At 65.2% G+C, this 17,185-nt stretch carries 15 protein-coding genes and 1 pseudogene; 2 read left to right on the top strand and 14 right to left on the bottom strand.

Annotation, left to right across the window (positions count from 1 at the left end; genetic code table 11):
• Position 1: 1 nt before the first annotated feature.
• The 7 genes from AB7535_RS10490 to AB7535_RS10460 all read right to left on the bottom strand — a co-directional run bounded on the left by AB7535_RS10490 (position 2) and on the right by AB7535_RS10460 (position 8,610).
• Positions 2-1,183 carry an aminotransferase gene (locus AB7535_RS10490; RefSeq protein ID WP_063986450.1) on the bottom strand — a complete coding sequence of 394 codons (1,182 nt, stop codon included), beginning with the start codon at positions 1,181-1,183 and terminating at the stop codon, positions 2-4.
• 7 nt (positions 1,184-1,190) lie between these two features.
• Positions 1,191-1,517 (bottom strand): rhodanese-like domain-containing protein, encoded by a 327-nt coding sequence (locus AB7535_RS10485; RefSeq protein WP_028170872.1) that lies wholly within the window; start codon positions 1,515-1,517, stop codon positions 1,191-1,193.
• A 172-nt stretch (positions 1,518-1,689) separates the two neighbouring features.
• Positions 1,690-3,618, bottom strand: coding sequence for a potassium transporter Kup (locus tag AB7535_RS10480; RefSeq protein ID WP_028146684.1), 1,929 nt, complete (start codon positions 3,616-3,618; stop codon positions 1,690-1,692).
• Between the two features lie 140 nt (positions 3,619-3,758).
• Positions 3,759-5,657, bottom strand: coding sequence for a potassium transporter Kup (locus AB7535_RS10475; protein WP_439036192.1), 1,899 nt, complete (start codon positions 5,655-5,657; stop codon positions 3,759-3,761).
• A 273-nt stretch (positions 5,658-5,930) separates the two neighbouring features.
• Positions 5,931-6,761 (bottom strand): OmpA/MotB family protein, encoded by an 831-nt coding sequence (locus tag AB7535_RS10470; protein WP_014496126.1) that lies wholly within the window; start codon positions 6,759-6,761, stop codon positions 5,931-5,933.
• 24 nt (positions 6,762-6,785) lie between these two features.
• Complete coding sequence (locus tag AB7535_RS10465; RefSeq protein ID WP_439036191.1) at positions 6,786-7,559, bottom strand: motility protein A; 774 nt, start codon at positions 7,557-7,559, stop codon at positions 6,786-6,788.
• A 226-nt stretch (positions 7,560-7,785) separates the two neighbouring features.
• Complete coding sequence (locus tag AB7535_RS10460; protein WP_166094418.1) at positions 7,786-8,610, bottom strand: SDR family NAD(P)-dependent oxidoreductase; 825 nt, start codon at positions 8,608-8,610, stop codon at positions 7,786-7,788.
• A gap of 100 nt (positions 8,611-8,710) precedes the next feature.
• Between AB7535_RS10460 and AB7535_RS10455 the strand changes: the two genes are divergently transcribed.
• Positions 8,711-9,004, top strand: a complete 294-nt coding sequence (locus AB7535_RS10455) for a hypothetical protein (RefSeq protein ID WP_166094405.1) — start codon at positions 8,711-8,713, stop codon at positions 9,002-9,004.
• Positions 9,005-9,020: 16 nt separating this feature from the next.
• On the opposite strand, the gene AB7535_RS10450 is transcribed toward AB7535_RS10455, so the two are convergent.
• From AB7535_RS10450 to AB7535_RS10435, 4 genes and pseudogenes are all read right to left on the bottom strand, one after another.
• A complete protein-coding gene (locus AB7535_RS10450; protein ID WP_166094401.1) occupies positions 9,021-9,740 on the bottom strand; it encodes an RraA family protein in 720 nt (239 codons plus the stop codon).
• A 222-nt stretch (positions 9,741-9,962) separates the two neighbouring features.
• Positions 9,963-10,847, bottom strand: a complete 885-nt coding sequence (locus AB7535_RS10445) for a CDP-alcohol phosphatidyltransferase family protein (RefSeq protein ID WP_166094396.1) — start codon at positions 10,845-10,847, stop codon at positions 9,963-9,965.
• A gap of 86 nt (positions 10,848-10,933) precedes the next feature.
• Positions 10,934-11,641 (bottom strand): annotated as a pseudogene (locus tag AB7535_RS10440) (phosphatidylserine decarboxylase); the annotation flags it as partial.
• 77 nt (positions 11,642-11,718) lie between these two features.
• Positions 11,719-13,677, bottom strand: coding sequence for an ABCB family ABC transporter ATP-binding protein/permease (locus tag AB7535_RS10435; RefSeq protein ID WP_166094388.1), 1,959 nt, complete (start codon positions 13,675-13,677; stop codon positions 11,719-11,721).
• A 201-nt stretch (positions 13,678-13,878) separates the two neighbouring features.
• Between AB7535_RS10435 and AB7535_RS10430 the strand changes: the two genes are divergently transcribed.
• Positions 13,879-14,484: a TIGR00730 family Rossman fold protein gene (locus AB7535_RS10430; protein ID WP_071915130.1), complete on the top strand. Its 606-nt coding sequence runs from the start codon at positions 13,879-13,881 to the stop codon at positions 14,482-14,484.
• A gap of 4 nt (positions 14,485-14,488) precedes the next feature.
• Here the strand turns inward: AB7535_RS10430 and AB7535_RS10425 are convergent, their stop codons facing one another.
• From AB7535_RS10425 to AB7535_RS10415, 3 genes are all read right to left on the bottom strand, one after another.
• Positions 14,489-14,866 (bottom strand): VOC family protein, encoded by a 378-nt coding sequence (locus tag AB7535_RS10425; RefSeq protein ID WP_247307112.1) that lies wholly within the window; start codon positions 14,864-14,866, stop codon positions 14,489-14,491.
• Between the two features lie 142 nt (positions 14,867-15,008).
• Positions 15,009-16,607 (bottom strand): citramalate synthase, encoded by a 1,599-nt coding sequence (gene cimA / locus AB7535_RS10420; RefSeq protein ID WP_439036190.1) that lies wholly within the window; start codon positions 16,605-16,607, stop codon positions 15,009-15,011.
• Entirely contained in the window at positions 16,604-17,095 is a 492-nt protein-coding gene (locus AB7535_RS10415) for a GNAT family N-acetyltransferase (RefSeq protein WP_063986451.1), read from the bottom strand. Before AB7535_RS10415 ends, cimA begins: the two co-directional genes overlap by 4 nt.
• Between the last annotated feature and the right edge of the window lie 90 nt (positions 17,096-17,185).

Here is a 17,185-nt window from a genome sequence, read left to right as displayed (position 1 = left end):
CCTACCTCTTGCGTCCGCGCACCGCGTCCGACAACCGCTCCAGCGCGGTGTCGAGCGTCTCGTCCTTCTTGGCAAAGCAGAAGCGGACCACGGAGGTCACCGCGTCCTGCTCGTAGAAGGCCGACACCGGGATCGCCGCGACCTTGTAGTCTTTCACGATCCGCCAGCAGAACTCGGTGTCGCTCTCGTTCAGCCCGAGCGGCGACAGGTCGACGGTGAGGAAGTAGGTGCCCTGCGACTTCAGCACGGGGAAGCCGAGGCTCTCCAGTCCCCTGGTCAGGCGGTCCCTGCTCCGCGTCAGGTCCTTCCGCATCGACAGGAAGTAGTCGTCGGACTTGCCGAGCCCATAGGCGACGGCGGCCTGGAGGTTCGGCGCGGTGGTGAAGGTCAGGAACTGGTGCACCTTGGCGGCCACCCGCAGCAGCGGCGGCGCGGCGCAGACGAAGCCGATCTTCCAGCCGGTCAGCGAGAAGATCTTTCCGGCCGAGCCGACCTTGATGGTGCGGTCGCGCATGCCGGGGATGGTGATCAGCGGGACGTGCTTGTGCTCGTCGAAGGTGACGTGCTCCCAGACCTCGTCGCAGATCGCGATGACGTCGAACTCCTGGCAGTAGCGGGCGAGCAGCTCGAGGTCCTCGCGCGGATAGACCACTGCGGAGGGATTCAGGGGATTGTTGAAGAGCACCGCCTTGGTCTTTGAATTGAAGACGCTTTTCAGCATGTCCTCATTCAGCCGCCAGTGCGGCGGCTCGAGGCGGACCAGGCGCGGAATGCCGCCGGCCTGGCGGATGATCGGCAGGTAGGAATCATAGACCGGCTGGAAGCAGACCACCTCGTCGCCGGGCTGGACCACCGCGAGGATCGCCGAGGTCAGCGCCTCGGTGCCGCCGGAGGTCACCATCACCTCGCTCATCGGATCGAGCTTGAGGCCGTGCCAGTGACCGTAATGGGTCGCGATCGCCTGGCGCAGCTCCGGCAGGCCCATCATCGAGGGGTACTGGTTGTAGCCGTTCAGCGAGGCATCGGCCGCGGCGCGGCGGATGTCCTCAGGCCCGGGATCATCAGGAAAGCCCTGGCCGAGATTGATGGCGTTGTTGTCGCGCGCGGCCTGCGACATCGCCTCGAAGATGGTGACGGGAAGGTCGGCAAAGACCTTGTTCAGCGAGGAGCTCTTGGTCGTCATCGCGAGGTCAGCCACCGACCTTGCTGGGAAGACCCGCCGCCTTCCACCCCAGCATGCCGCCGGCCAGATGCTTGTCGTAAGGCAGCCCCGCCGCCTGCGCCGCGAGCGAGGCCGTCACCGAGCGTTTTCCGGAGCGGCAGGCGAACACGACCTCCTTGCCCTGGGGATCGGGGATCGCCTTGGGATCGAAGGTCGAGAGCGGCACGACAACGCCGTAAGGATAGGCCTCGGCGTCGACCTCGTTCGGCTCGCGCACGTCGACAAGGAGATAGCGCCCTTCCGCGACACCCTTGGAGACCTCGTCCGGGGTCAGATCCTGTACTTGGTTTGCCACATCATCCTCCAACGTCACGAGCCGCCTGCCGGGGCGATCCCGGCGGGCGGCAACCTCGCCTCTCGGCAGCCGAAAATCAAGCGCTACAAAGGCTTGAGCTGCATGCCGCAAGTTAAAGCTAAATCGCAGCGACTTGAAGTGCGCTTTGAATCCCGCCTCAAATCGTGACTTGTCAAATCGTGACCTGGGTGCCGACCTCGACCACGCGGCCGGAGGGGATCTGGAAATAGTCGGTGGCGTCGTTGGCGGAGCGGCTGAGCGAGATGAACAACCGGTCCTGCCAGCGCGGCATGCCGGAATGGGCGGCGGGCTTGAGCGCCCTGCGCGACAGGAAGAACGAGGTCGACATGATGTCGAACTGCCAGCCAAGCTTGCGGGCGATCGCCAGCGCCTTCGGCACATTGGGCGATTCCATGAAGCCGAACTTCAGCGTCACCTTGGAGAAGGTCGGTGAGATCTGCTCCAGCCTCACCCGCTCGGCCGGATCGATCCGCGGTGTCTGCGCGGTCTCGATGGTGAGAATGACATTCTTCTCGTGCAGCACTTTGTAGTGTTTCAGACTATGCATCAGCGCGGTCGGGGCGCTGAGCGGGTCCGAGGTCAGGAACACCGCGGTGCCGGGCACGCGCTGCGGCGGCCGCTTCTCCAGCATCGCCACGAGGTCGGCGAGCGGGAATTCGAGCTTGCGCGACTTCTCGAACAGCAGCCGGCTGCCGCGCCGCCACGTGTACATCAGGATGATCATCAGCGCGCCGAGCGCCAGCGGCACCCAGCCGCCCTCGAACACCTTGAGCAGGTTGGCGGCGAGGAAGGTCAGGTCGAGGAACAGGAACGGCACGATCAGGGCGGCGGCAGCGAACGGCGACCACTTCCAGACCTTCCAGATCACGACGAAACCCATCATCGCTGTGACCACCATGGTTCCGGTGACGGAGATGCCATAGGCCGACGCCAGCGCGCTGGAGGAACGGAACAGCAGCACCAGCAGCACCACCGCGACCAGCAGAAGCTGGTTGATGCGCGGGATGAAGATCTGGCCCGAATGGGCTTCAGAGGTATGGCGAATTTCGAAGCGCGGCAGCAACCCGAGCTGAATCGCCTGGCGCGTCAGCGAATAGGCACCGGTGATGACGGCCTGGCTCGCGATCACCGTCGCGGCGGTGGCTAGAACGACCATGCAGCCGCGGAAAAAGCCTTGCGGGAACAGCTGGAAGAACGGGCTCACGATCGCGCCGGGATCGCCGAGGACGAGAGCGCCCTGCCCCAGATAGTTCAGCGCCAGCGACGGCAGCACGATGAACAGCCAGGCGGTCTGGATCGGCCGCTTGCCGAAATGGCCGAGGTCGGCATAGAGCGCCTCGGCACCGGTGACCGCCAGGAACACGGCGCCCAACGTCACGAAGCCGATGATGCCGTGGTGGAACATGAAGGACACGGCGTAGAGCGGGTTCAGCGCGAACAGCACCTGCGGCTGCTCGATGATCGGGTGGATTGCCGCGATCGCGATCACCGCGAACCAGACGCACATCACCGGACCGAAGAACGCGGCGACGCGGGCGGTGCCACGCGACTGCACGGCGAACAGGCCGACCAGGATGATCACGGTCAACGGAACGATGTAGGGCTCGAAGTGCAGGGTGACGTCCTTCATGCCTTCGATGGCCGACAGCACCGAAAGCGCCGGCGTGATCACGGCGTCGCCGTAGAACAGGGCGCCGGAAATGATGCCGAGCAGGACGATGGTCGCCCCGCCGGTGCCGACCGCGCGCTGGGCCAGCGCCATCAGCGCCAGCGTGCCGCCCTCGCCATTGTTGTCGGCACGGAGCAGGATCACGACGTATTTGAGCGTCACCACGACGATGAGCGCCCACAGGATCAGCGAGAGCACGCCGAGCACGGCCGCCGGCGTAGGCACCCCCTCCGCGCCCGAGGCCGCCATCACCGCCTCGCGGAACGCGTAGAGCGGGCTGGTGCCGATATCACCGTAGACGACGCCGATGCTGCCGAGCGTCAGCGCACCGAAACGGGCGGTGGTGTGGGCTTCGCCATGCCCATTGGCCGCCGCCGTTTCCGGGGCGGAAATCGCTACGTCACTTGTCATGGGAGAGCCCAGTGGCCTCTAGAATGCTTCACTGCACAACGGCGGAAGAGCGCGCGGCTTATAGTCCTGCGCTGCCGGCATAGCCTAGCCCGATTTTGGGCCCTTGCCATGCGAAATTTGCATGACTTGGCCAATTGCGTTCAGATGGTGACTTGGGTGCCGACTTCAACCACCCGCCCGGTCGGAATCTGGAAATAGTCGGTGGCGTCGTTGGCGGACCGGCTCAGCGCGATGAAGAGATGGTCCTGCCACAGCGGCATGCCCGACTGGGCCGAGGCCTTGAGCGACCTTCGCGACACGAAGAACGAGGTCGACATGATGTCGAACTGCCAGCCCTGCTTGCGCGCGATCGCCAGCGCTTTCGGCACGTTCGGCTGCTCCATGTAGCCGAAGCGCAGCCTGACCTTGGAGAACTTGTCGCTGATCTTCTCCATGCGGAACCGCTCGGACAGCTCGACCCGCGGCGTGTGCGCGGTCTCGATGGTCAGGACCACGTTGTGCTCATGCAGCACCTTGTTGTGCTTGAGATTGTGCAGCAGCGCGGTCGGCACGAAGGCCGGATCGCTGGTCAGGAACACCGCGGTGCCCTTGACGATGTGCGGCGGGCGCTTCTCGAGGCTGCGGATCAGGTCGTCGAGCGGCACCTCGATCCGGCGCGTCTTCTGGAGCAGGATCCCCGTCCCCTTGCGCCAGGTCCAGATGGTCCCGGCCATGACCGCGCCGAACAGCAGCGGCACCCAGGCGCCCTCGAGCAATTTGAGCAGATTGGCGCTGAAGAAGCTGATGTCGACCACGACGAAGGGCACGATCACCGCCGCAGCCGTCGCGGCGCGCCAGTTCCACAGTTTCCAGATCACGACGAAGCCCATGACGCCGTCGGCGACCATCGTGGTGGAGACCGCGATGCCGTAGGCCGAAGCCAGATTGCTGGGGGTGTGGAACAACAGCACCAGCAGCATCACGCCGATCAGCAGCAGCCGGTTCACACGCGGCAGATAGATCTGGCCGGCATGGGTCTCGGAGGTGTAGCGCACCTCGAAGCGCGGCAGGAGGCCAAGCTGCACCGCCTGATAGACCAGCGAATAGGCGCCGGTGATCACGGCCTGGCTCGCGATCACGGTCGCCGCGGTCGCAAGTCCAACCAGCGGCAGCACCAGACTCTCCGGCACCATGCGATAGAACGAATGCTCGATCGCGCTGGGATCGGACAGCACCAGCGCGCCCTGCCCGAAATAGTTGATCAGGAGCGCGGGCAGCACGAAGAACATCCAGGCCGACTGGATCGGCTTGCGGCCGAAATGGCCGAGATCGGCGTAGAGCGCCTCGCCGCCCGTCACCGCCAGGAACACGGCGCCGAGCGTCACCAGGCCGATCGTGCCGTGCGACAGCAGGAATTGCAGCGCGTAATAGGGATTGATGGCCGCCAGCACCGACGGATCGTCGGCGATGTGCACGGCGCCCATCACCGCAAGAACGGTGAACCAGACCACCATCACCGGCCCGAAGGCCGAGGCCACCAGCGCCGTCCCCTTGCTCTGGACCGCGAACAGCAACACCAGGATGATGACGGTGAGTGGTACGACATAGTGGTCGAAGGCGGGGGTCACGAGCTTCAGACCCTCGACCGCCGACAGCACCGAGATTGCCGGCGTGATCATGGAATCGCCGATGAACATGGAGGCGCCGACCACGCCGAGCGCGAGCAGGAACCAGCTTCGCCGCCCGAGCGCGCGCTGGCCGAGCGCCATCAGCGAGAGCGTGCCGCCCTCCCCGTTATTGTCGGCGCGCAGCAGCAGCAGGACGTATTTGGCGGTGACGACGATAAAGAGCGCCCAGAGGATCAGCGAGAGCACGCCGAGCACCATGACCCGCGAGACCGGCTCGCCATGGGCCGCGCCCCTGACCGCCTCGTGGAATGCGTACAGCGGCGAGGTGCCGATATCGCCGAAGACAACACCGATGCTTCCGAGCGTCAGGCCCCAGAAACCCGAGGTGACCGGCCCGTCCTGAGCGTCGGTCGATGTGATGCTCGCCGTCATGTGAGATGAGAAACGCTTCTTCCCGAGAATTGATCCGGCGCCTTTTGACCGTTCCGGCGCGCCTGTCAATCGGCACACCACCATAGCAGCCGCCGGGGCGGATGCTGTGACGGCGCAGCAACGATCGTTGTTAGCGCGACGACATGCCTCAGGTAAGATGGTAGCGCAAGTGCCTGGAGCCGTCCGCTCCAAGGGAAGCGGAACGCGGCTCGAGATTCCGGGTTAGACGCGTTTTCTTCACGCGAAACCGGCGGCCGCTTCGCGTGAAACGCTCTACGGCTTCAAATTCGGCGGCAGCGGCGGATCCTCGCGCATCAGCGTGATCGTCACCCGCCGGTTGGCCGCGAGCGAGGGATCGTCCGGAAACAGCGGCTGAGTGTCCGCCTTGCCGGCGACGGCGAAGATGTGAGACGGCGGCAGGCCCTCGCGTTCGAGGATCTGACGCACGGCATTGGCGCGATCGGCCGACAGGTCGAAGGCGCCATAGTCGCTGCGGGTCGGCACGAATCCGGCGGCGGTGTGGCCGGCGATGGAGACACGGAGCGGCGTTGCCTTCAGCGGGATCGCGAGCTTCTCGATCAGGCGGCGGGTGCGGTCATACGGCACCTTGGAGCCGTCGGCGAACATCGAGCGGCCATCCTGGTCGACGATCTCCAGGTTGAGCCCCTGCTTGGTCTCCTCGAACATGATGTGCTTGGACATCTCGGTCAGTTCCGGCATGTCCTGCAACGCTTGGCGCAGCGAGGCCGCGGCGAGCGCAAAGTTGCGGTCGACCTTGATCTTCGCGCCCGACGTGCGGTCGCGGTCCTCCTGATCCGGCGTCGGCGTGTTGGAGGCGTCCTCGGGCTGGATGTGGTCGACGTTCTTCAGCCGCGGGCGGGTCGGCAGGCCGTCGGACTCGACGATGCCGGCGTAGCGCGCTTCGCTCTGCACGCCGAATGCGTCGCGCATGGAGCCGGCGACGATCTTCAGCTTGTTGGCGTCCTGGGTCGAGAACGCCACGAGCATCACGAAGAAGCTCATCATCAGGCCCATCAGGTCGGCGAAGGTCACGAACCAGCCGTGACCGCCACCGTGAGCATCGCCGCGCTTCTTCTTGGCCATCTCTCGAGATCCCGGGCGGCGGCTTTACGCCGGCACCGGCTCGCCCTCGGCGTGACGATGCTTCTCCGGCAAATAGGCCAGCAGCATTTCGCGCACGAGCGTCGGGCTCTTGGAGTCACGGATCATCAGGATGCCGTCGATGATCAGCGTGCGGTTGGTTTCCTCGTCGAGCAGCTTGCCGTGCAGCTTGTCGGCGATCGGCAGACAGAACAGGTTCGCGACGAGCGCACCGTACAGGGTCGCGAGCAGCGCGGTCGCCATGAACGGACCGAGCTTGGAGGGATCGGTCATGTTGGCGAACATCTGCACCATGCCGATCAGGGTGCCGATCATGCCGAAGGCCGGGGCGCAGTCGCCGATGGCGCGGTAGATCTTGCTGCCTTCGTCGAGGTGCATGAGGAAGTTGTCGCGGTCGCGCTCGAGATTGTCGCGGATGAAGTCGAGGTCGTAGCCGTCGGCGACGTAGCGGATGCCCTTGGCCAGGAACGGCTCGTCGGTCTCGACCTTTTCGAGGCCGACCGGGCCCTGCTTGCGAGCGATCTCGGCGATGCGGGCGAGCTCGTCGACGAGGTCGTGCGCCGACAGGCGGCTCATGGCGAAAGCGAACTTGGCGCCGAGCGGAAGGCCGTGCAGGAGCGCGCTGAGCGGAAAGCGGATCATGGTGGCCGAGACCGAGCCGCCGAAGATGATGATCATGGCATGTTCGGAGATGAACATGTGGAGGTCGCCGCCCATGAAGATCATCGCCGTAATGACGATGATGCCCGCAATGAGCCCGACGCTCGTCATGATATCCATGGGACACTCCAACGCGAACGCAACAACGGCCGTCCTGGCCGCTGGCGCGGCCCAACCCCGAACCGCATCGGAAACCCTAGAGTGCCCCCCTTAAAGCCGCGTAAAGGTTAAGTTGAGCCGGGGCGCCAGACCGACGCAGCGCGCTGACAGGGCGCCGGCTTTGCCCGCGACCGACGGGAATCTCAACACTTCGCTAACCATGGTTGCGTTGCGCCAGGACGGCAGCTCAGGACGAAAGCCCGGTCAGTTCGAGGCTGAGTGCGCGCAGGAGCCTGCGTGCGCCGGCATCGTAGGCCTGCGGATTGGCGCGGGTCTCGTTCATGCCGTTGAAGAACAGTCCGCTCTTGCCGGCGACGTCGTCGCCTTCGACGAGGTGCAGGATCGCCGCACCGCCCTGCTCCACCGTCGAGATCGGCGTGATGCCGCCGGCGCGCACCATCGTGGTGTTCATGTAGGTCGCCGGATGCAGCGCGTTGACGGTGATGCCCATGCGCTTCAATTCCTCCGCGAAGTCGATGGTGAACATGATCTGCGCGAGCTTGCTCTGGGCGTAGGCGCGCGAGCCGCTGTAGCCCTTGCTGATCATGACGTCGTCGAAATCGATCGGATGCTGACCGAGAGAGGCAACATTGACGACACGCGAAGGTGCCGCGGACTTCAGCAGCGGCAGCAGCAAGTGCGCAAGCAGGAAGCCCGAGAGATAGTTCACCGCAAAGCGCAGTTCGTAGCCGTCCGGACTCTCCTGCCGTTGCGGTCCGTCGTTCTGCGAGCCGATGCCGGCGTTGCTGACGAACACATCGAGACGGTGGTGATCGCGGAGAACGGCCGCAGCGAGCTCTCGCGTGCCTGACATCGACGACAAGTCGGCCTGGTAGAATGTCGGCGCGGCGTGGCCGGCCTGCACGATCTGGTCGATCAGCGCTTTCGCGCGCACGGCATCGCGGCCGTGGATCAGGACCCTCGCACCTGCTTCGGCCAGCCGGCGCGCGACGTGACGGCCGACGCCGTCCGTCGAACCGGTGATCAGGACGGTTTTGCCAGTCATCTTCATTGTGCGTCCTCCGACTGCGGCCCTGCGCCACATCCGCGACGAGAGATCATGCAGTATTCTATCGCCGGGCGGCATGCTCCATTGCAGGAGCCGTTTTGCCATGTTGACGCTGTTCGGTCTTCTCACCGCGCTGCCGGCGGTGCTGGCGCTCCACCTGCTCGAGCCAGGGCTCGTCCTGCCGGCGTTCAGCGTCTTGCTGTTTGTCGAGGCGGGCTTTGCCGTGATCGCAGCGCGCTTGATTCACGTCCCTGATAATGCCGACGACATCACCCTCTGGGATCTCGCCGGCGGCTTCACCCTGATCGGATGCGCCGCCGCAGTCTTCGGCGAGCCGGATCAGGCCGCCCTGTTTCTGACGGAACAGGGCGGCCCACGGCCGGCAACGCGGCCGTAAGTCGTTCGGTCGCCCGTTAGTGAATCTCCGCCGAGCGCTTCAGCGCGGCCTTCAGCTTCTCCAGCGAGAAGTCGGGGCTGCGCGCGATCTCCAGGATCGGCGTCTCGCGGCGGCCACAGAGTTCGGCAGCCTCGGGAAGCTTTGCGGCGATGTCGAGCGGGATCACGATCGCGCCGTGCTGGTCGGCGTGGATCAGGTCGTCGGATTTCACGGTCATGCCGGCAACGCGGACCTCGCCACCGAAGCTTTCCGCATGCACCCAGGCATGCGACGGGCCGATCGAGCCGGCCAGCGCCTGGAAGCCAGGGGCCCATTGCGGGATGTCGCGGATCGAGCCGTCGGTGATGACACCGAGGCAACCGAGCGCCTTGTGCACGTTGCTCTGCACCTCGCCCCAGAACGCGCCGTAGCCGACGTCGGGACCGTCGATGTCCTGGATCACCGAGATACGCGGACCGTGGCCGGTGCCGACATATTCGTAATATTCGATGCGGCGCTTGGACTGCTCTTCGGCCGGCAGCGAGGACTTCAGCACCGAGCGGATCGCAACCGTGCGGGCATAACCGACGATCGGCGGCAGGTCGGGAAATGGGCAGACCAGTTGCTTGGTGGTGTAGCCGATCAACCGGCGCTCGGGCGCCACGATCTCCATGGCATTGCAGATCGTCGGCGTGTCATAGCGGCCCAGCGCTTCGAGGACGGCAGCGGGCAGCAGCCCGGTCGCGGTATCAGTCACGGCGTTCTCTCCCAGATTGGCGGCCGCTGTTGGCGCGGTGCCGCCGGCACAGGGCGATATAGCCGAGATCGGGCTTCAACCCAACTCGGCCGCCTTCATGGCAGATATCCGCGAAAACCGCTCAGTGCATGATCCGGAAAAGTGCGCAGCGGTTTTCCGAAAAGATCATGCTCAAACAACGACCTAAAGCGCGATGACGATTCAGCCAAATCTCATCGCGCTTTAGTGCAGCCGTCCGGGCCGGTCGTCGTCGTCGTGTGGCGGCTCCGACAAATTGGCCAGCGTCGGCGCCGAAGGCGGCGACGGGACCTCGCCTCCCGACGGCGCGGTGGCCGCCATCGCGCGCGCCTGGTCGCGATAGGATTTGTAGCCGAGCGGCAGACCGAGCAGATACAGCACCGTGCCGATCGACAGCACGTGCCAGGGATAGGCGATCAGGATAGCGATGAACACGATCACCGCGACGAACGCCGGCAGCACCAGCTCGGGCGGCACGCGCATGCGCTTGGTCTTGCCAGAGAATACCGGCAGACGCGACACCATCAGGAAGGCGATCAAGAGCGTATAGGCCGCCGTCACCGCCGCGGGCAGCCGGCCGAGATCGAGAAACGCGACGTAGATCGGCAGCAGCACGGTGATCGCGCCGGCCGGCGCCGGCACGCCGGTGAAGAAATTGGCGGCGAAGGCCGGCTTGTTCGGATCGTCCATGGTGGCGTTGAAGCGCGCGAGCCTCAAGCCTCCGGAGATCGCGAACACCATGGCGGCGATCCAGCCGGCATTGCCGAGCTCGTGCAACTGCCAGAAGTACAGCATCAGGCCGGGCGCGACGCCGAAATTGACGAAGTCGGCGAGGCTGTCGAGCTCGGCGCCGAACTTGGACTGGCCCTTGATCATGCGCGCGACGCGACCATCGATGCCGTCGAGCGCGGCCGCGAACACGATGGCGTAGACCGCGAGCGTCATCCGCCCCTCGATCGACAGCCGGATCGAGGTCAGGCCGGCGCAGATCGCCAGCAGCGTGATGACGTTGGGCACCAGCATCCGCACCGGAATCGGGCGGAACCGCCGGCGGCGGACGTCGGGATCCTTGAAGTCGTAGGGCGTCATGGCTCGTCCTTATCTCAATGCGAGATATAGCAAGCCCTGTTCCCCTCCGCCATTGCGGCGGAAGGCCCCTTTGGACCGACTATTGGTTAATTGGCGCGGTAGGCGCGGCTTGGGTCGTCCCCGGCAAGATCGGCCAAAATCGTCTCCCCGGCGATCGCCGTCTGCCCTTCCGACACCAGCGCCTTGGTACCCAGGGGCAAATAGACGTCGAGGCGCGAGCCGAAGCGGATCAGGCCAAACCGCTCGCCCGCCCCGATCGCCTGCCCTTCCCTGACGAAGCAGACGATGCGCTTGGCGACGAGCCCCGCGATCTGGACCACGCCGATCCGCGCCGTCGGCGTCGTGATCACGAGCGAGTTGCGCTCATTGTCCTCGCTCGCCTTGTCGAGCTCGGCGTTGATGAACAGGCCGGGCCGGTAGGCGATGCGGTCCACCCTGCCCGCGATCGGGCTGCGGTTCACATGGCAGTTGAACACGCTCATGAACACCGAGATGCGCGGCAGCGGCCGGTCGCCGAGCCCGAGCTCGGCCGGCGGCAGCGCCATGGTGATCATCGAGACGCGGCCGTCGGCCGGCGACACCACGAGCCCCTCGCGCACCGGCGTCACGCGCACGGGGTCGCGGAAGAACAGTGCGCACCACACGGTCAGGATCGTGCCGATCCACCCGAGCGGCGACCACAGCCAGAACAGGATCAGGCTTGCCAGCGCAAAGCCGCCAATGAAGGGATAGCCCTCCTTGTGGATCGGCGGGATCTGACGCTGGATCGAATCGAGGATGGACATCGCTATCTGCCGCCTGGAAGTTGATGGCGCCGGGTCGTCCCCGCGCGGTGGAGTTGTTTAGGCCAGAGTTGGGACCCGAGACAAGGTCACTCCGCGGCCGCTGACGTCGCGAGGGCGTCGTCGACCGGCGGCGGCTCCCGGTTGGGCGCCTCGCTGGAATCCGCCATCTTGGCCAGTTTCTCGCGTGCCGCCTCGGCCTCGCGCTGCCTGTTCCACATGCTGGCATAGAGGCCGCCCTGCACGAGCAGCTTGGCGTGGGTGCCCCGCTCGGCGATGCGGCCCTGGTCCAGCACGATGATCTCGTCGGCGCCGACGATGGTGGAAAGCCGGTGCGCGATCACCAGCGAGGTGCGGTTCTTCGCCACGCGGTCGAGCGCGCCCTGGATCTCGTGCTCGGTGTGGGTATCGAGCGCCGAGGTCGCCTCGTCCAGCACCAGGATCGGCGGCGCCTTGAGCACGGTGCGCGCGATGGCGACGCGCTGCTTCTCGCCGCCCGAGAGCTTCAGGCCGCGCTCGCCGACCTGGGTCTCGTAACCCATCGGCGCCATGCGGATGAAATGATCGATCTGCGCCAGCCGCGCCGCCTCTTCGACCTCGGCATCATCAGCATCCCAGCGGCCGTAGCGGATGTTGTAGCGGATGGTATCGTTGAACAGCACCGTATCCTGCGGCACCATTCCGATCGAGGCGCGCAGTGAATCCTGCGTGACCTCGCGGATGTCCTGGCCGTCGATCAGGATCTTGCCGCCGGACACGTCGTAGAGGCGGAACAGAAGCCGCGAGATGGTCGACTTGCCCGCCCCGGACGGGCCGACGATCGCGACCGTCTTGCCGGCCGGCACCTCGAAGCTGATGCCTTTGAGAATCGGCCGCGTCGGCTCATAGGCAAATCGCACGTCATCGAAACGCAGATTGCCGGCCGAGATCACCAGCGGCTGCGCATCGGGCGCATCCTTGATCTCGGCCTCGCGGCCGAGCACGCCAAACATCTTCTCGATGTCGATGATGGCCTGCTTGATCTCGCGATAGACCATGCCCATGAAATTCAGCGGCTGGTAGAGCTGGATCATCATGGCATTGACCAGCACGAAATCGCCGACCGTGTTGGTGCCGTTGCGCACGCCGATCGCGCACATCAGCATGGTCGCGGTCAGCCCGAACGTGAAGATCACGGCCTGGCCGGTGTTGAGCACCGCGAGCGACGTATAGGCCTGGACGCTCGACTCCTCGTAGCGCGCGACCGAGCGGTCGTAGCGCTGCGCCTCGCGCGCCTCGGCGCTGAAATATTTCACCGTCTCGTAGTTGAGCAGCGAGTCGATCGCCTTGGTGTTCGCCTCGGTGTCGGAATCGTTCATCTTGCGGCGGATCCCGATCCGCCACTCGGTCGCGATGTAGGTGTAGTACATGTAGACCGCGACCGTGATCAGCGTCGCGACCACGTAGCGCCAGTCGAACTGCCACAGCAGCACCGCCAGCAGCAGCGTGACCTCGACGATGGTCGGGATCAGCTGCAGGATCACCATGCGCACGATGACCTCGATACCCTCGCGGCCGCGCTCGAGCACGCGGGTCAGGCCGCCGGTCTTGCGCTCGAGGTGAAAGCGCAGCGACAGCTCGTGCATGTGGATGAAGGTGATGGTGGCGAGCTTGCGCACCGCATGCATGGCGACGCGAGCGAAGATGCCGTCGCGCCATTGCGTCAGCACCGCCATCAGGATGCGCGTCACGCCATAGCTTGCGGTCAGCAGCAATGGCGAGGCGATCACCCAGAGGTGCCAGTTGTCGGGCTGCACCGGTGCGGTGTTGGCGCCGGTCAGCGCATCCGTCGCCCATTTGAAGCTGAACGGCACGGTCAGCGTGATCAGCTTGGCGGCGAGCAGCAGCACCATCGACCAGACCACCCGCATCTTCAGGTCGAAACGGTCGCCCGGCCAGATATAGGGCCACAGATGCGCCAGCGTGCCCATCAGCGTGGCTCGCTCCAGCGCTCCCCCTGCGGGAGGATCGGGAACGTCTGCGCCGTCGAACGATTGAGGTTGGTCCATCAAGAAGCCTGAAAGCCCGCCGGGTGCGGGCAGCGTTACGATTTGCGGTTTTCGCCCGTCATATAGAGCCTTCCCGATGCCAGCGCACCCCGCCAGATGGCGAATCTTTGATTGTTTGTCGCCATTTACCGGTAGATTTCCGGGTGATCCGAATCACCGATTGGGCTTGACGCCCCTGCGCTGCAATGCATCATGGCACCAATGAGCACGATCAAAACTGTCTGCGTCTATTGCGGCTCCGGCCCAGGAACCAATCCCAGCTTCACCGAAGGCGCCAAGGCGTTCGGCAAGGCTCTCGCCGAGAACAACGTCCGCCTGGTCTATGGCGGCGGCTCGCTCGGCCTGATGGGCTCGGTCGCGACCTCCGTGCTCGATCACGGCGGCACCGTCACCGGCATCATTCCTGAATTCCTCCGGAAGCGCGAGAACGCGCTGACCCGCGTGCAGGAGATGATCGTCACCCCCGACATGCACGAGCGCAAGCGGCTGATGTTCGAGCGCTCCGACGCCTTCGTGGCGCTGCCGGGCGGCGTTGGCACGCTCGAAGAGCTGGTGGAGCAGCTGACCTGGAAACAGCTCGGCCGTCACGCCAAGCCGGTGCTGCTAGCCAACATCGACAATTTCTGGGAGCCGCTGTTCTCGCTGCTGTCGCACATGCGCCAGACCGAGTTCATCCGCGCCGGCCTTTCGGTCGACATCCTCAAGGCCGATCGCGTCGAGGATATTCTGCCGAAGCTGAAAGCGGCAGCGGCACAGATCGCCGAATCTGAAACGCAGCTCGCCCCGGAAGTGGCGCGCAAGCTCTAGCGCCTTACTCCGCCGGAAACGTCACCGCCTCGATCCGGTTGCCATCGGGATCGGTCACGAAGGCCGCGTAGTAGCGCACGCGGTCATGCGGACGGATGCCCGGCGCGCCGTCGGACGCACCGCCGGCGGACAGCGCCGCGGCGTGAAACGCATCGACCTCGGCCGTCGTCTTCGCCCGCAGGCAGATGTGCACGCCGCTCTCCGCTGCCACGCGCGGCATCCCCTCGCGTAAGTTGATCCAGAACTCGGGATAGGTCTTGCCGAAGCCGACCGTCCGCGGCCGCACGACGAGGCGCGCGAGCCCGAGGGCCGCGAGCGTGGTCTCGTAGAATTTTGCAGAGCGATCGAGATCGGTGACGCCGACGGAGATGTGGTCGATCATATGCCGTGCTCCCTCCCCTCGTCATTGCGAGCGAAGCGAAGCAATCCAGAGCCCCTCCGCGGAACGATTCTGGATTGCTTCGTCGCTTCGCTCCTCGCAATGACGGCGTTTGTGGCCGCGCCGTCCCTTACATTGCCGTCCCCTACGCCGGCGCCCCCGACTTCACCAGCTTGTAGATCACCGAATCCATCAGCGCCTGGAACGAGGCGTCGATGATGTTCGGGGACACGCCGACCGTGGTCCAGCGATCGCCGTTCTCGTCCTCGCTCTCGATCAGCACGCGCGTGACCGCGCCGGTGCCGCCGTTGAGGATACGGACGCGGTAGTCGATCAGCGTCAGGCCCTCGATGTACTTCTGGTACTTGCCGAGATCCTTGCGCAGCGCGACGTCGAGCGCGTTGACGGGACCGTTGCCTTCCGCGGCCGAGATCAAACGCTCGCCGGCGACGTCGACCTTGACCACGGCAAGCGCGACGGTGACGCGCTCACCGTGCGAATTGTAGCGCTGCTCGACGTTGACGTCGAACTGCTCGACCTCGAAATAATGCGGCACCTTGCCGAGCGTGCGCCGCGCCAAGAGGTCGAACGAGGCGTTGGCGGATTCATAGGCGTAGCCCGCCGCCTCGCGCTCCTTCAATTCCTCGACCAGCCGCGTCAGCTTGGGATCGCTCTTCTCGTAGGCAATGCCGGCCCGGTCCAGCTCCGCGATGACGTTGGAGCGTCCGGCCTGGTCTGACACCAGCACCTTGCGATGATTGCCGACCAATTCCGGCAGCACATGCTCATACGTCTGCGGGTCCTTCAGCACGGCGGAAGCATGAATGCCGGTCTTGGTGACGAAGGCGCTCTCGCCGACATAGGCCGCATGCCGGTTCGGCACGCGGTTGAGCATGTCGTCGAGGGTGCGCGAGACCTTGACGAGAGTTGCGAGCTTTTCGGGCGTGACGCCGATCTCGAAGGCGTCGGAAAACTCCTTCTTGAGCTTCAGCGTCGGGATCAGCGAGCACAGATTGGCGTTGCCGCAGCGCTCGCCGAGACCATTCAGCGTGCCCTGGATCTGCCGCGCGCCGGCCCGCACCGCGGCCAGCGAATTGGCCACGGCCTGCTCGGTGTCGTTATGGGCGTGGATGCCGACATGGTCGCCCGGGATGTGCTTCGTCACCTCGGTGACGATGGCCTCGATCTCGTTCGGCATGGTGCCGCCATTGGTGTCGCACAGCACCACCCAGCGCGCGCCGGCCTCATAGGCGGCCTTGGCGCAGGCGAGCGCGAAGGTTGAATCCTCCTTGTAGCCGTCGAAGAAGTGCTCGCAGTCGAGCATGACCTCGCGGCCCGCTGCCTTCGCCGCCGCGACGCTGTCGCGGATCGACGCCAGATTTTCTTCCTTCGTCGTCTCCAGCGCGACGCGCACCTGATAGGCCGAGGACTTCGCCACGAAGCAGATCGCATCGGCCTTCGCTTCAAGGAGCCCGGCCACGCCGGGATCGTTGGAGACCGAACGCCCTGCCCGGCGCGTCATGCCGAAGGCGGTGAAGCGCGCATGCTTGAGCTTGGGCTTGGTGCCGAAGAACTCGGTGTCGGTCGGATTGGCGCCGGGATAGCCGCCCTCGACATAGTCGATGCCGAGATCGTCGAGCATCGCCGCGATGACCTGCTTGTCGGTCAGGGTGAAATCGACGCCGTTGGTCTGCGCCCCGTCGCGCAGCGTGGTGTCGAACAGATAGAGACGCTCCTTGCTCATTGCGCAGCTCCGAGCGTCTTCTTCATCGTGGTGTTGGCGAGCCACTCGTCGTTGATGGTGATACTGTTGCGCTGCATGGCGACATAGCCGCGCTTGGCGAAGAAGTTTTGCGCGGTGTCGCTGGCATCGACCGACAGGCTGGTCGCGCCACGGCCGCCGGCGAGCTTTTCCAGCGCGTCCACCAGCATGGTCGCGATGCCCTGACCGGTCACGGCGGGATGCACATAGAGCATATGGATGTGATCGGCCCCGCGCAGCGAGGCGAAGCCGACGGGCGAGCCCTCCAGCGTCGCGACCAGCGTCAGGTCGGCCGCGAGCCGCTTGCCGAACTCTTCGGTTTCCGCCGCTTCCATCCAGGCCTGCTGCTGCGCCTCGTTGTAGTCTTCGCCGGTCAGCTCCTCGATGCTTGCCGTGAAGATCGCGGCGAGAACCGGCACGTCATCAGGCAGGAACGGCCGCAAGCCGGGTTTTGGCAAAGTCTGTCCCATCGTCTTCACCACATCCCATAGAGTTTCAGCGCCAGCGCCACGGCGGCCACGAGCAGCAGGATCTTCAGCGCGATGTAATAGAGCCAGTGC

The sequence above is a fragment of the Bradyrhizobium sp. 956_D2_N1_4 genome, from assembly GCF_052076025.1.
GTDB lineage: Bacteria > Pseudomonadota > Alphaproteobacteria > Rhizobiales > Xanthobacteraceae > Bradyrhizobium > Bradyrhizobium barranii.
Note: the sequence above shows the minus strand (reverse complement) of the source record. Positions and strands in the feature narration are given on the sequence as shown.

Bases quoted from the DNA above. Each gene is read 5' to 3' on its own strand.
- cimA (WP_439036190.1), bottom strand. From the start codon at position 16,607: ATGAGCAAGGAGCGTCTCTATCTGTTCGACACCACGCTGCGCGACGGG.
- AB7535_RS10480 (WP_028146684.1), bottom strand. From the start codon at position 3,618: ATGACAAGTGACGTAGCGATTTCCGCCCCGGAAACGGCGGCGGCCAAT.
- AB7535_RS10475 (WP_439036192.1), bottom strand. From the start codon at position 5,657: ATGACGGCGAGCATCACATCGACCGACGCTCAGGACGGGCCGGTCACC.
- AB7535_RS10430 (WP_071915130.1), top strand. From the start codon at position 13,879: ATGAGCACGATCAAAACTGTCTGCGTCTATTGCGGCTCCGGCCCAGGA.
- AB7535_RS10435 (WP_166094388.1), bottom strand. From the start codon at position 13,677: ATGGACCAACCTCAATCGTTCGACGGCGCAGACGTTCCCGATCCTCCC.
- AB7535_RS10460 (WP_166094418.1), bottom strand. From the start codon at position 8,610: ATGAAGATGACTGGCAAAACCGTCCTGATCACCGGTTCGACGGACGGC.
- AB7535_RS10445 (WP_166094396.1), bottom strand. From the start codon at position 10,847: ATGACGCCCTACGACTTCAAGGATCCCGACGTCCGCCGCCGGCGGTTC.
- AB7535_RS10470 (WP_014496126.1), bottom strand. From the start codon at position 6,761: ATGGCCAAGAAGAAGCGCGGCGATGCTCACGGTGGCGGTCACGGCTGG.
- AB7535_RS10425 (WP_247307112.1), bottom strand. From the start codon at position 14,866: ATGATCGACCACATCTCCGTCGGCGTCACCGATCTCGATCGCTCTGCA.
- AB7535_RS10465 (WP_439036191.1), bottom strand. From the start codon at position 7,559: ATGGATATCATGACGAGCGTCGGGCTCATTGCGGGCATCATCGTCATT.
- AB7535_RS10415 (WP_063986451.1), bottom strand. From the start codon at position 17,095: ATGGGACAGACTTTGCCAAAACCCGGCTTGCGGCCGTTCCTGCCTGAT.
- AB7535_RS10455 (WP_166094405.1), top strand. From the start codon at position 8,711: ATGTTGACGCTGTTCGGTCTTCTCACCGCGCTGCCGGCGGTGCTGGCG.
- AB7535_RS10490 (WP_063986450.1), bottom strand. From the start codon at position 1,183: ATGACGACCAAGAGCTCCTCGCTGAACAAGGTCTTTGCCGACCTTCCC.